This is a genomic window from Streptomyces sp. V4I8, from assembly GCF_041261225.1.
In the GTDB taxonomy this organism is placed as follows: Bacteria; Actinomycetota; Actinomycetes; order Streptomycetales; family Streptomycetaceae; genus Streptomyces.
Map to the genome: position 1 here is coordinate 475872 of NZ_JBGCCN010000001.1, position 13075 is coordinate 488946.

Below are 13075 nucleotides of genomic sequence, written 5' to 3' on the forward strand. Positions count from 1 at the left end.
CTGTGCTCGAGCAGTTGATGGACTCGGCGGACGCCACCGGCGCCCGGCTGGCCGGGGAGGGCGGGCTGTTGCAGCAGTTGTCGAAGGCCCTGCTCGAGCGGGCCCTGCAGACTGAGATGAGTGAACATCTCGGCTATGAGAAGGGCGATCCGGCTGGTCGCGGCAGCGGGAACAGCCGCAATGGCACCGCCGCGAAGACCGTCCTGACCGACGTCGGACCGGTCGAGGTGGAAGTGCCCCGTGACCGCAACGGCGCGTTCGAGCCGCAGATCGTCCCGAAGAACTCCCGGCGTCTGTCCCCGGTGGAAAACTGACGTCGTCGCAAACGCCAGGCTACCGAGCAGGGCCGTCTTGCTGATCAAGAACCCAAGCCCGTGAATAACCATCCGGGCACCTGTTCGCGGAAGGTGTGCAGGCAGCCGCGGGTGGGACACACCAGACGCCGCACCCGCACACGGACCACGACCCGTCGTTCATCGACCGGCACGTCCGCGACGGTACGCCAGTGAACGCCGTGCACACTTTCCGACGAGGCCCCGCACACCGGGCAAACCGCGGTGTCCAGCGAAGTCCGTGCCCGCACCAAGATCCGCTCATCTTCGTCGGCCACATCCTCGATGACCAGCGGGGACAGACCCGAAAATACCGTCTGCACAAGCTCGTTGACATCCATCACACGAATGTCAACGACCATCACGACTCTCCGTCACCACCGAAAGTGAGACAGGGCCGTTAAGTTGACACACCCGCCTCCCCGCAGTCCGTCTGAGACAAGATCGCCGGACTCTACGAAACTCGGGGCAGCTCACGGTGGTGTTTGTTCGGGCGTGAAGGGGGCTGCGCGAGGACCCCGGCCACAGCGGCCGCCGCTGACGTCGAGGCGGCGGCCACCACTGCCGCTTCCCAGCCCTCTCCGGCCCCCACCGCCGGGTCCCTCCCCGGGGAAGATCAACACACTCGGCGGTCACTCTGGACGCGAGAAGCCCCGCTCATGTTGACGACGCCCGTGCGACCCGTCAGACACGGCGAGATTCGCCAGGAAACCGGGTATTTCACTGATTCCGGTGTCTGCCGGCTTCAGCAGACCCAGTACCCGGGGTGCCAGACCCACATCCACTGCCCGTAGTAGTACGACCACTCCCACGACCAGTAGCCCTGTTGCCAGTAGCACCACTGGCTGTCTGCCTGGGTATCCGCTGCCACAGCGGTGGGGGAGGAAGGCGCAGCGGCAGCGGTGCCTGCCGTGGAGACGGAGGCACCGCCTGCGAGTGCGAGGCAGGTGGTACTGAGGACGAGAAGACGCTTCAGCCGTTCAGGCACGATGATTCCTCTCTGCTGGACTGTCGGCTCGTCGTGCGGGGATTTCTTATCGCCGACGCCCCGCCGAGGCAATGCTCTGCTGGCAGGGGAGACCGGATTCCGGTGCGCCAAGCCCGGAATCCGGCGAACTGTGCTGGCCTCACGACCGGGCCTTTTCCCGAAGTGCCGACGACGTGGGCTCTCCCAAAGGCTGTACCCGAGACTGGCCGATACAAGGAGCATTTTCAGCGGTAGGCTCTCCAGGGTGTGGACGGCTCGCGCGTCGGTGGTGAGCCAGGTGGGGCTGCAGCGGGCGCGGCGGAAGATCCGTCAGGTCTTGAGCCGGGCCATGCCGCGTTCGACGGGGTAGCGCAGCCGGGCGTGGGCTCTGTTCAACGCCCGCTGCCGGAGGGTGAGTTCTTGACGGGGACGGCGGCGGTTCGGGACAGCGAAGGTTGCGCCGGCACCGAGGTAGCCCAGGTCCGCCAGGACCGGGATGCCGAGGCGGGCACACGTGTTCACGATCCGGTGTGTGCGGGCCGCGGTGAGGTCGTGGGTGCGGCCGGGTAGTGCCCGGGAGATCCACAGGATCCGGCCCGCGGGATCGGTGACGACCTGCAGGTTCACGCCGTGGCGACGGTGTTTCCCGGAGTAGTCGGCGCGGCTGTCACCGACCCGGTCGCACTCCGTCAAGGTGCCGTCCACCAGCACGTACTGCGCCTGGGCCTTCGCCTCACGCAGGGCCCTGGTCAGGCCCGGAGCGCGACGGGCCAGCAGTGTGACGACGGAGCGGACATAGGCGTGGGCGGTGCCGACGCTGATCCGGAACCCGGCCGCGATCTGGGCGAGGGTGAGGTGCTGCTTGAGGTACACGAGTGCGACCAGCGCACGCCCCGACGGGCGGAGCTTGCACCGGCGGTCACCCTCCCGGAGGACGACCAGCATCGTGACCGTCTCCACGAGTGCGTGCGGCAGGTCCAGTGCGGCAGGATACGTAACCAACGGAGCCCCCAGGCTGAAGAGTCGAGACGTCAAGCACCTCGCTCAACTGCCCAGGGACTCCGCCCGTTTCGTCTTCCCACCCATCACCCGATCGGCTGCCGAGCTGAAAAAGGCTCAAGGGGCAACACAGCACCGGGTCGCGCATACGGAGAGCGCATCGGCGACAACGCGAGCGCTTGGACAGCTATCCGGCCAGCCGACGCCGCAGGTCAGGTCCAACTCTGTTGGATACTCGGCGTCTGTCCGCAAGGTCTAGCAGTGCAGCGAGCGCCGCAGCGCGCCTGGAGGATCAGGAGCGCATCGTGCGCCGCTGGATGCGCGAGCACGGGCACCGCCTCGTGAAGCTGTGGGATTCGTGTGCTGTTGCTGCGGTGCCCGGTCGGCCGCCCCACGCACCCCGGCCGGGCCCGCATCAGCACCCGGGCAGTCGCAGGAGAGGGGAGGTGACGCGACCGCCGCTGGCGAGTACCGCACATCGGAACGGCGTGACGACACCGTCCGTACTCGCCACCGGTGCACTGTGCCGTCAGTACACTGCCCCAGGCCAGCGCTGTAAAGCGCGCCGGTGCACGCAATGGCGGAGACACCACGCAACCTTGTGTCATTGTGAAAGCGGCAGGGTTCCTTTGCCTCCAGGCGCGGTAGGTCTCCCTCACTGGCTTGCCGCGCGGCGCTGCCAGCAGTGTGGGATATGGGCGGCCACCGCCGGGGGGGGGGCTGGACACGGCGGTGGCCGCCCGCGAGGAGGACGGCTCGAGGTTGTCAATTCCTTTGTGTATGTAGAGGTGTGTGGCCTTGCTGGTCGGGCCTGCGGGTTGGCTACTGTCGGTGATCTTGCTGGGGTCAGAGGGGGAGGCGGTCGGGGAAGGCGGGCATGAAGTGGTTCATGGCGCGTTTCCAGCCGAGGGTGCCGGTGCCGCGGACGCGGCCTTTGGGGATGGGACCGTCGCCGTCGATGTGGCGGCCTTCGATGCGGCGGATGCCGAGGTAGAGGAGTTTGACGGCGGCGTCGTCGCTGGGGAAGTGGCCGCGCGTCTTGGTGATCTTGCGGAGCTGGTAGTTCAGGGATTCGATGGCGTTGGTCGTGAGGCTTATTCACGGGGTGGTGCGGCCCGGATTTCTTGATCATCAGGACGGCCCTGCTCGGTAGTCTGATGTCTGCGAAAACGTCAGAAGTGAACTGGGGCAGGGCCGTTGAGCTGGAACGTTACGGCAGGGTTAGACAAGGATCAACTGGACGGGCTGGTGGTGCGGGTCCATCAGGCGCTCGTGGAGGACCCGGATCCTGCGGTGTCTCCGGCGCGGATGTGGTCGCTGGGCCTGTACCGGTCGGTGGTCCTGGTGCTGTTCCTCCTGCGGCAGAACCCCGTCCAGGAAGCGGCGGCGGAACTGTTCGGTGTCAGCCAGGCCACTGTTTCCCGGCGGTGGACGGGGCTGCTTCCGGTGGTGGAGAAGGCCCTCGCCGGGCATGTCCCTGATCCTGTGGAAGCCTCAGCCGGCCGGATCGTGCTCATCGACGGGACCCTGGTCACCACGTGGGACTGGGCGAGCGAAGGCACCGCTATGTTCTCCGGCAAGCATCGTGACACCGGCTTCAACCTGCAGATCGCCGCCACGCTGTCCGGAGACCTGCTCGCGGTGTCCGAGCCTGTCCCGGGCTCCCGCCACGACATGTACGCCTGGCGCCAGTCCCACTTCCCGGAGACCTTCGCAGAACGGCAGAGCATGGGCGATCTTGGGTACGTGGGTTCCGGCATGCTCACCGCGAGACGCAAACCACCTGGTCAGCAACGCCCCACTGGCGCCAAGATCTACAACCGGAGCATCAGCAGCCTCCGCGCCGCCATTGAGCGAGCGATCGCACACCTGAAGGACTGGAAGATCCTCGCGACCCGCTACCGCGGCCCCCTGGCCAAGTTCCCCCTCGTCGCCAAAACCGTCACCGCCCTCACCTTCTACAAAAAGGGCTGGTGAAACCCCGTGAATAGGCCTCCGTGTATATGACCCTGCGTATCTCGCGGTCGAAGGCGAGGAAGGGGATGAATTCTTCCCAGGCCCGTTCCCAACTGGCAATCAGGCCAGGGTAGTTCTTGCCGTAGTTTGACCGGAGCTCGTCCAGCGCGGTCAGTGCCTCGGATTCGGTGGCGGCGGTGCAGATCGGTTTGAGGGCGGCGGCCACCTGCTTGCGGTCACCGTGCGACACGTATTTCATCGAGCTGCGGATCAAGTGGGTCACGCAGGTCTGGACCAGGGCTTTCTCCCAGACTGTGGTGATGGCCTCGGGCAGGCCTGCCAGCCCGTCGCAGCACACGATCAGGACGTCGCGCAGGCCGCGGTTCTTCAGCTGGGTGAGCACGTTCAGCCAGAATTTCGAGCCCTCGCTGTCCTGCAGCCAGATGCCCAGTACGTTCTTGATGCCGTCCACGTCGACGCCGATCACCAGGTGGGCGGACTTGTTGGTGACCATGCCGCTGTCGCGGACCTTCACGGTCAGCGCGTCGATGTAGAGGATGGGGTAGACGTCGTCAACAGGGCGGTTCTGCCAGGCAGTTATCTCGTCCGCGACCACATCGGTGATCCTGGATACCAGGGCCGGGGACACCTCGCTGCCGTAGACCTCTTTGAGGTGGGCGGTGATGTCGCGGGTGGTCATGCCACGGGCGTACAGCGACAGCACCATGTCGTCGACCTGGGCCAGACGCCGCCGGCCCTTGGGTACGATCACTGGCTCGAACTCCGACCGGCGGTCCCTGGGCACGTCCACCGTGACCGGGCCGGCCACCGTGGTGAGCGTCTTGGGGTAGGAGCCGTTGCGGGCGTTGCCCGAGCCGCGGCCTGCCGGGTCCCCGGCCTCGTAACCGAGATGGTCGGCCATCTCCACCTGCAAAGCCCGCTCCAGCACCGCCTTCATCATCTGCTGCAGCAGCCCGCCGGCCCCGTCAATACCGACCCCGGCCGCCTCCGCATCAGCCAGCAGCCGGTCGATCGCCGCCGGCGATAAAGCCCCCGCCAGCCGCCTCGACGCCTCCTCACGCGGCTCTGCGGACTCAGCGTGCGGGCTGGACTCGTTCATCAGGTCACTCACTGTGCGTCACATTCCAGGTGTCACGGACCAGCACCCAGCAAGATCACCTCTTACACAGAGGAGTAAACAGCCTCTGCGGCCCCCTTCCGCGCAGGCTCCTCGCGAATGGTCCCTGACCGGCACCGGGGTGAGTGGGAGGCACCCCGGTTCGGGACGGACCGGCCGGGACGAGGACCAAGCCGACGTAGTGTCGGCAAGGAGGCAGCTGCGGTCACTGCTTCTCAACTGAGCGCCTGCCCTGCCGCGGGCGATGCAATCGCTTTCCAGGGGTGCAGAATCCGGCCGATATCAGAGCTTGCAGAAAGCGAGGACGCACCGGCTCTTGCCGCCCGGTTGCCTGCCGTGAGTAAGGCGCGTCAGGTGGACGCGGCCCTGGCGGGAGGCCCAGCGAACGTCCGCGCGGCTGAAGCTGCCGCGGTGGACGACCGCCCGGACCAGGCGGTCGACACCGGGGCGGCCGATTCGCGGATGTGGGGTCACCGCAGCAGGTTGTGGAGCAGGGCGACGACGGCCAGACCTCAGGTGCCCCCTACTGGTCCACTTTTGAACCGGCGCCGACAGCTCGCCCCTCTCCCCGAGCGGCCTGGCTTGTAACCACGGGCCGGAGGCGATTGTTTCCGCTGGCCGACCACGTGGACGTCGCCCCTGTACTGCTGGGCTGCAGCCCACTGCCTCAGGTTGTCGGTCTGCAGGAGGATGCGGCCTTCAATTTAACGGGTTCGCCCAAGCGACAGGAAGCCCCCTTGCGTCTTCATCAGCAAGGGCACCTCAAACGGCGCTGCCTGAACCGCCCCGTGTCAGGTAGAGACTCGATTCCGTGAAAGGATTGAGTCATGGCACGACCCTCCCATTACCCGCTTGAGCTGCGCCGTCGCGCGGTGCGCATGGTCGCCGAAGTGCGCGACGACTACCCGAACGAGACGGCCGCCTTGCAGGCGGTCGCGAACAAGCTCGGTATCGGCTCCCGCGAGACTCTGCGGAACTGGATGAAGCAGCAGGAGATCGACGCGGGGCAGCGTCCGGGGACGACGACGGAGGAGTCCACCCAGCTCAAGGCGCTGAAGAAGGAGAACGCCGAGCTGAAGCGGGCGAACGAGATCCTGAAGGCCGCGGCGAGTTTCTTCGCGGCCGAGCTCGACCGGCCACACACGCGCTCGTAGCGTTCATCGACGAGCACCGGGACCGCTTCGGCGGGGTCGAGCCGATCTGCAGGACGCTCACCGCACACGACTGCAAGATCGCCCCTTCCACGTACTACGCCCACAACAAGCGCCTCCAGACGCCCTCCGCCCGTTCGGTGCGTGACGAGGCACTCAAGGAGAGGATCCAGGACGTCTATACGTCCAACTACCGTGTCTACGGAGCCCGGAAGATCTGGCGAGAGCTGAACCGGCAGGGACATGCGGTGGCCCGCTGTACTGTCGAGCGCCTGATGCGCGAGCTCGGTATCCAGGGCGCGGTGCGCGGCAAACGCGTCATCACCACGATCCCCGGCGGACAGGTCCAGCGGGCCCCCGATCTGGTCGACCGCGACTTCGTCGCCGCGGCTCCGAACCGGTGCTGGGTGGCGGACTTCACCCATGTGAAGACCTGGTCTGCGACCGTCTATGTCGCGTTCGTCGTGGACACCTTCTCCCGCCGGATCGTCGGCTGGTCCGCGGCCACCGTGAAGGAGACCGTCTTTGTCCTGGACGCCCTGGAGATGGCCATCTGGCAACGCGATCGCGACCAACAGCCCATTCAGCCCGGAGAGTTGATCCATCACTCCGACGCCGGGTCGCAATACACATCGTTCAAGCTCGCCGAGCACCTGGACGCCGCCGGCATCGCGGCGAGCATCGGATCCGTCGGTGACGCGTACGACAACGCCCTGATGGAGTCCACGATCGGCCTGTTCAAGACCGAGTTGATCAAGCCCCAGCGGCCCTGGAAGACGCTCTCCCAGGTCGAGTTGGCCACCGCCGAGTGGGCCGACTGGTACAACCACCGAAGACTCCACGGTGAGATAGGCCACGTCCCGCCCGTCGAATACGAAGCCAACTACTACACGGAACTCACGAAACCCCAGGTCACAACCACAGTCTGAGATCTCTATGGAACCCGGGGCGGTTCAGTCACGTTATCGGCGGTGCGTTCGCTGATGGCGCGTCAGGGCGTGCGGGGGTTGGTGGTGGCCGACTGTCCAGGTTGTGGCCCGCAGGCCGGTGGCTCCCGTGATGTGGTTCCAGAGGGTAAAGCGGATCATCGTCTCGAAGCGGTGGCAGCCGGCGTTCATGAGGTGGCGTCCGAGGCTGAGGTGGGGTGAGGTCCTGGAAAACGCGGACAGGAACTGCTGCGCCCCGCCCGGGCTGCGCGATCCGCTCGGCCAGCGCAGCCCGTCTGACCTCGGACTTCGTCGGCTGTCCGGGGCGCCGGCGCCATTTGTAGAACCAGGACTTGGACACGCCCCATGCCCGGCAGGCCAGAGTGTGCGGGACCTTGTGCCTGGTCCGCTGGTCGGCGATGAAGCCCGCCATCGTCACTTCGTCGCCTCCTTCACCCAGAGGACCACCGATCGCTTGAGAACATCGCGCTCCATCCCGAGCTCAGCGATCTCCTTGCGCTGCCGGGCATTCTCCTCCCGCAGCCGCTGCAGTTCCTCGCGCTCGGACTCGTCCAGCCCGCCCGCGGGCCTCCGCGTCCACACGGGCCCTCGCCCGGTGAACCCACGTCTGCAACGTGCCCTCATGCACCCCCAGATCCCGCGCCACCTGCGCAGACGGCTTCCCGGTCTCCAGCACGATCCGCACCGCACCCTCACGGAACTCGGCATCGTACTTCCGTCGCTTCTCCGCCATGACCCTCAACTACCCCTATGGTCACGACTCCACGGTACGAGGGGAAGGTCACCTCGGCACGATGCGTCCCTGGTCAGCGCGTCGCTCCAGATGGCCGCCGCGACACGCGGCGGCACCGTGGACGGAGTGATCCTTCATTCGGACCGCGGGTCGGAATATACGAGTGAGGCGTACAACGCGCTGTGTGACCGTCTTGGAGTGGTGCAGTCCATGGGGCGTGTGGGGTCGGCCCTGGACAACGCGGCCGCGGAGCCGTTCCACTCGTCGATCAAGGTCGAGTACATCCACCGGCACCGCTTCACCACCCGCACCGAGGCCAGGCTGAAGATCGCCACGTGGATCACGGACTTCTTCAACACGCGCCGCAGGCACAACGCCGCCGGCGGGCTGCCACCAACCGAGTTCGAACAGATCATCAATCAGAAGCGCGCTGAGGCCCATTCACGGACTCAAGCCGCATAGACAAAGACTCCACGATCGCAGGGGATTGCCACCGCCTCCGCCTACCGCACCGATATGACCAACCGCCACACCATCTGGCACCAGATCACCGGCACCACCCTCCTGGCCACAACCGGCTGAACCCACCGCCACCACGCACCACCCGGCACTCCAGCACGGTCCAACTCACCTGCCACAACAGCAACTTGACAAGCCCACTACGAGTACCTGCGCGTCTGCTCGGAGAACGCCATCTACCTCACCATGGCCATGCTCCTCGTGCGCCGCCTCGCAAGACCAGCCCGCTGACAGACTTTTCAGACGCCCTCTACGTCCACCGGCGCACCTTCGCCACACGCGCCGAGGCCCCGCATCCGGATCGCGACCTGGATCACCGGGTTCTACAACACCCGCCGGCCTCACCCGGGGCGACAACCATCTCGGGGCTCCTCGATCCCCGGCGAACAACCATCCCGGCAGGCCTGGGCGTTCAACGCGTTCACTCGGTGCTCGTGGACTTGCGGTGTACAACTGCCCTGGGCCACGGTTTAGTTCTCTTGGCGGGACACCTCAACGGCGCCGATTCGGCGCCTTCTCGTACAGGCTGCACTCCACGAGCGGATGACCCGCTGTCGATCGCATGAGAACAAGAACAGCATCCAACCTCGTGGTGTCAGCAGGGAGATCCCGTGCCCAATGGCGAAGAAGCGGCCTTCGAGACCCAAAAGACCCTGATCTTGCCCGTGAATTCATCGGCCACTGTCGTGCCACTGCTACGGTTGGCAGGTACGGAGGACGACGAAGACGAACTGATCGTCATCCGCGGAATCGACTAGCCACGTCAGCGCGGCGTCGCACTCTGGTCGTGCGACTGCCAGGCAGCCGAGGATCTGGTGCATCAGCCAGCGGTCCAGTCCGCGACCGCGCCTCAGTCCATCTGCCAGAGGACGAGCCACACCCGTACTGTTCGCGCCCTGTCTACACCACAGGAGGCACCCCTGTGTCTGGTGATGTCCCGAACCCCTCAAACAGCCCACGGCGCATCGTAATCAGTGGTGGCGGTACGGGAATCGGGCTGGCTGCAGCGCGGGCCTTTGCGGCAGGTGGGGATCGCGTGCTGTTACTTGGGCGTCGTGCTGAGGTGCTGAAGAAGTCCGGTGTGGCGGGGGCACTCACGCACGCTGTGGATCTTTCTGACTCTCGAGGTGTGCGAAGTGCCGCGGATGTCATCGTCGAGGAATTCGGGGAGGTCGACGTGCTTGTGAATAGTGCCGGGGGCGCCGGCAGCCTGGAGCCTCCCTCCACTAGCGAAGATCAGCTCGATAGGGTTGTCCGTGACTGGACCGTCAACTTCCGGACGAACTTGCTGACCGCGGCACTTCTCACGGAAGCGCTCAAAGAGCGGCTCACCGCGCCCGGTGGTCGGGTGCTGTTTGTCGGATCCATCGTCGCCTACCGAGGAGCGGGCGGTGGCGCGTACGCGGCGGCCAAGGCGGGTTTGCATCCCTACGCTCACAGCTTGGCCCGAGAACTGGGTCCGCGCGGTGTCACGGTGAACGTGGTCGCGCCAGGTTACGTAGAGGACACCGGCTTTTCGGCGACACCCTCAGCGAAGCAAGGCGGCAGAGGCTCATCGGCCACACGGTGAATGGACGCGCTGGAACTCCTGCAGATGTGGCCGCCACCTTGCATTGGCTGGCCTCACCTGCAGCCGGCCACGTCACCTCGCAAATCGTTCAGGTCAATGGAGGCGCGGAACGCGGACACTGACCGCTGCTCGCCGCGATCGGGGGCGCGCAATGTGCATGCCCCGGGTGACGTCCCGCGCTCAAGCCTCATTGCAGGTTGAGTACAGCCACTTGATCGGAGCTGCCTCATGCCGGTGTATGCACTGGGCTCAGCTGCCCCGGAAATCCATCCGGACGCCTTTGTGCATCCGGACGCTGTGATTGTCGGACGTGTGACATTGCGGGCCAAAGCGAATGTGTGGCCCTGTGCCACGCTACGTGGCGATTACGGCGAAATCGTGATTGGGGAACAGACTTCGGTGCAGGACGGCTGCGTCCTGCACGCTGATCTCGATGCTGCAACCGTGATCGGTGCACGCTGCGTGCTCGGCCACCTCGCGCACCTGGAAGGGTGCAGGGTTGGAGATGGGACGCTGATCGGTGCCGGCGCAGTGGTCCTAAAGGGCGCCGAGGTTGGTGCCGGAGCCATGGTGGGGGCAGGGGCGCTGCTGACGCCTGGCACGGTGGTCCCGGCGCGAGCCAGAGCACTGGGGGTTCCGGCACGAGTCGAGCCAGACCATATGCCCGAGAATGCATTCGCGGACGGAGTCGCCCTCTACGTCCGCAACGCCGAACGATACCGGTGGGAGCTGCGCCGAATCGACTGAATATTTCCCTTCTCCCGCCGTGAACCGTCGCAACGTTTCTATGCCCCATACGCCGGGAAGTCCTTCACGGCTGCGTCTCCAGGATCTTCTCCGCTTCCATGGTCTTCGCCCTGATTTCTGGGGCTCGGCACTCCCTGTCCCCGCCCGAGAGCCTGGCCTCTAACGACGCCGCAGGCTTCGCGTGATGCTACGGACCGCTACTTTGCTCCCCCTTGCCGGGCTTTCGACACTGGGCTTCGGCGCCGGGCGTTTCCCCCCGACGCCGCCAGTCTGCTACCGGACCTCGTGGCAGCTACCCGGACCAGACTCACACCGGCAGGCGACAACGAGCTTACGGCCGAAGATCAACTACGTCATCAAGACACGGCAGCTGTAGTTCTTGATCGTTGGCGTGTTCGTGCTGGTCAACGGGGGTGCGGGGGCGGCCGAGGGTAGGGGGACGGCCACCGTGATCATGAGCGTTTGTGACGACGATCAAGGAACAGGTGGCCGTGGAGGCCACGATAGCCGGGCAGGAGTGGACGGCCGCGTTCGGGGCGGTGATGGCCGAGGTCGCTGACTGCTTCCCGCGCCGGGAACCGCGCCTGCTGGCGCGGGAGATGACCGAGGGCATGCTGATGGAGCTCGATACGCGCAACTGCTGGACGCTCGGCGAGGCGCTGGGGCACTCGGGCCCGCACCGGCTGCAGCACTTCCTCTCCCGTGGTGTGTGGGACCACGATCTGGCCCGCGACCGGCTCATGACCTGGGCGGCCGGTGAACTCGCGGACGACCAGGCGGTGTTGATCGTGGACGAGACCGGTGATGAGAAGTCCTCGACCGACTGCGTGGGAGCGGCCCACCAGTACGCCGGGGCGCTCGGCGGTATCGGTCTGTGCCAGGTCTCCGTCCACCTCACCTACGCCTCGGTAAGCGGGCACACGCTGATCGACCGCGCCCTCTACCTGGGCGCCGGGTGGGCCGCCGACGAGGAACGCCGCCTGCTCACCCACGTCCCCGACGAGACCCTGTTCGCCACCAAGCCACAGCTCGCGGCCGCCATGCTGCAGCGTGTACGTGCCCTGGGGATACCGGCCCGCTGGCTGGCCGGCGACGAGGTGTACGGCGGTCGCGAGCTGCGACGGCATGCACGGGCACTCGGCCTCGACTACGCCCTCGCGGTCCGCGCCGACCACCGCGTCACCACCCCAGCCGGCCGCTTCACCGCCACCGAACTCGCCGCCCGCTTACCCCGCCGCACCTGGATGCGCATGCGTACCGGCCACGGGACCAAGGGCGACCGTCACTACGACTGGGCCATGATCGGCGTCCTCGCCGACGACACCCCCGAAAGCGCCGGGCCGGGCCACTCCTACCTGCTGGTGCGCCGCCACCGCTACACCCGCGAACTCTCCTTCTACCGCTGCCACTCCGCAACCGCGGTCACCATGGCCACCCTGGTCGATGTGGTGTGCTGCAGATGGAAAATCGAAGAGGACTTCCAGGCCGGAAAATCCGACTGCGGCCTGGACGAGGGCCAGACCACCTGCTGGAACTCCTGGATGCGCTGGAGCCTGATCAGCATGCTCGCCGCAGCCATCCTGGCCGTCACCCAAGCCCGCGCCGCCGCCCAGACACCCAGCGGCCCACTCGCCCCCTCAAGCACCCGCGAGCTGCTGCGACTCCTACGCGCCACCGCCCTGCGCCCTCCCCGCCGCGACCTGGAGCACCTCCTGCACTGGTCCGCATGGCGCCGCCACCATCAACAGCAAGCCACCGAAGCCCACCGCCGCTGGAACAACATCACCGCCGCAGCAACCACCTGACCAGCAACAATGACCAACCGATCAAGAACTACAGCTGCCGTGACAGTCCCTTCAGCTGTAGATCATGGTGGTTGCGGGAGTTCTGTTGGTGTGTCGGGTCCGGCTGGGACGGTGTGACCGTGTGCTCGGCGGCGTCGGTGGCAGGCACGGGCGATGGCCTGGTGGAGGCGGCGGTAGGCGGACCAGGCCAGGCCGTGCCGGATGCGTTGGT

The 13075-nt window shown here is 66.3% G+C and carries 8 protein-coding genes and 7 pseudogenes; 8 read left to right on the plus strand and 7 right to left on the minus strand.

Annotated features, from left to right (window positions below; all coding sequences use genetic code 11):
• Positions 1 to 17: 17 nt before the first annotated feature.
• A pseudogene (locus ABIE67_RS02345) lies at positions 18 to 308 on the plus strand (transposase); the annotation flags it as partial.
• A gap of 71 nt (positions 309 to 379) precedes the next feature.
• Here the strand turns inward: ABIE67_RS02345 and ABIE67_RS02350 are convergent.
• From ABIE67_RS02350 to ABIE67_RS02365, 4 genes and pseudogenes are all read right to left on the minus strand, one after another.
• Positions 380 to 694: pseudogene (locus tag ABIE67_RS02350) on the minus strand (transposase family protein); the annotation flags it as partial.
• Between the two features lie 383 nt (positions 695 to 1077).
• Entirely contained in the window at positions 1078 to 1320 is a 243-nt protein-coding gene (locus ABIE67_RS02355) for a hypothetical protein (protein ID WP_370269658.1), read from the minus strand.
• A gap of 237 nt (positions 1321 to 1557) precedes the next feature.
• Positions 1558 to 2301: pseudogene (locus tag ABIE67_RS02360) on the minus strand (transposase family protein); the annotation flags it as partial.
• 843 nt (positions 2302 to 3144) lie between these two features.
• Positions 3145 to 3387 (minus strand): annotated as a pseudogene (locus tag ABIE67_RS02365) (transposase); the annotation flags it as partial.
• Between the two features lie 108 nt (positions 3388 to 3495).
• Between ABIE67_RS02365 and ABIE67_RS02370 the strand changes: the two are divergent.
• Positions 3496 to 4275, plus strand: coding sequence for a transposase family protein (locus ABIE67_RS02370; RefSeq protein ID WP_370252055.1), 780 nt, complete (start codon positions 3496 to 3498; stop codon positions 4273 to 4275).
• A gap of 19 nt (positions 4276 to 4294) precedes the next feature.
• Here ABIE67_RS02370 and ABIE67_RS02375 read toward each other — a convergent pair.
• Positions 4295 to 5314 (minus strand): annotated as a pseudogene (locus ABIE67_RS02375) (IS256 family transposase); the annotation flags it as partial.
• A 905-nt stretch (positions 5315 to 6219) separates the two neighbouring features.
• Here ABIE67_RS02375 and ABIE67_RS02380 point away from each other — a divergent pair.
• Positions 6220 to 7472, plus strand: a protein-coding gene (locus tag ABIE67_RS02380) for an IS3 family transposase (protein WP_370252521.1) whose coding sequence is annotated in 2 segments (ribosomal slippage) — positions 6220 to 6502 and positions 6502 to 7472 — 1254 coding nt in all. Because the reading frame shifts where the segments join, the coding sequence is not laid out codon by codon here.
• Between the two features lie 432 nt (positions 7473 to 7904).
• Here ABIE67_RS02380 and ABIE67_RS02385 read toward each other — a convergent pair.
• The gene (locus ABIE67_RS02385; protein WP_370269662.1) at positions 7905 to 8072 is read right to left on the minus strand and encodes a hypothetical protein; all 168 of its coding nucleotides are present in this window, start codon (positions 8070 to 8072) and stop codon (positions 7905 to 7907) included.
• 37 nt (positions 8073 to 8109) lie between these two features.
• Positions 8110 to 8223, minus strand: a pseudogene (locus ABIE67_RS02390) (transposase); the annotation flags it as partial.
• Between the two features lie 90 nt (positions 8224 to 8313).
• Here ABIE67_RS02390 and ABIE67_RS02395 point away from each other — a divergent pair.
• The 5 genes and pseudogenes from ABIE67_RS02395 to ABIE67_RS02415 all read left to right on the plus strand — a co-directional run bounded on the left by ABIE67_RS02395 (position 8314) and on the right by ABIE67_RS02415 (position 12864).
• Entirely contained in the window at positions 8314 to 8685 is a 372-nt protein-coding gene (locus ABIE67_RS02395) for an integrase core domain-containing protein (protein ID WP_370252526.1), read from the plus strand.
• A 668-nt stretch (positions 8686 to 9353) separates the two neighbouring features.
• Complete coding sequence (locus ABIE67_RS02400) at positions 9354 to 9500, plus strand: hypothetical protein (protein ID WP_370252530.1); 147 nt, start codon at positions 9354 to 9356, stop codon at positions 9498 to 9500.
• A gap of 206 nt (positions 9501 to 9706) precedes the next feature.
• Positions 9707 to 10434, plus strand: a pseudogene (locus ABIE67_RS02405) (SDR family NAD(P)-dependent oxidoreductase).
• A 106-nt stretch (positions 10435 to 10540) separates the two neighbouring features.
• A complete protein-coding gene (locus ABIE67_RS02410) occupies positions 10541 to 11059 on the plus strand; it encodes a gamma carbonic anhydrase family protein (protein WP_370252534.1) in 519 nt (172 codons plus the stop codon).
• 464 nt (positions 11060 to 11523) lie between these two features.
• Positions 11524 to 12864, plus strand: coding sequence for an IS701 family transposase (locus ABIE67_RS02415; protein WP_370252538.1), 1341 nt, complete (start codon positions 11524 to 11526; stop codon positions 12862 to 12864).
• Positions 12865 to 13075: the final 211 nt, after the last annotated feature.

What these genes read in the sequence shown, in the direction of transcription:
- ABIE67_RS02410 (WP_370252534.1), top strand. Translation starts at nt 10,541, where the DNA reads ATGCCGGTGTATGCACTGGGCTCAGCTGCCCCGGAAATCCATCCGGAC.
- ABIE67_RS02395 (WP_370252526.1), top strand. Translation starts at nt 8,314, where the DNA reads ATGGCCGCCGCGACACGCGGCGGCACCGTGGACGGAGTGATCCTTCAT.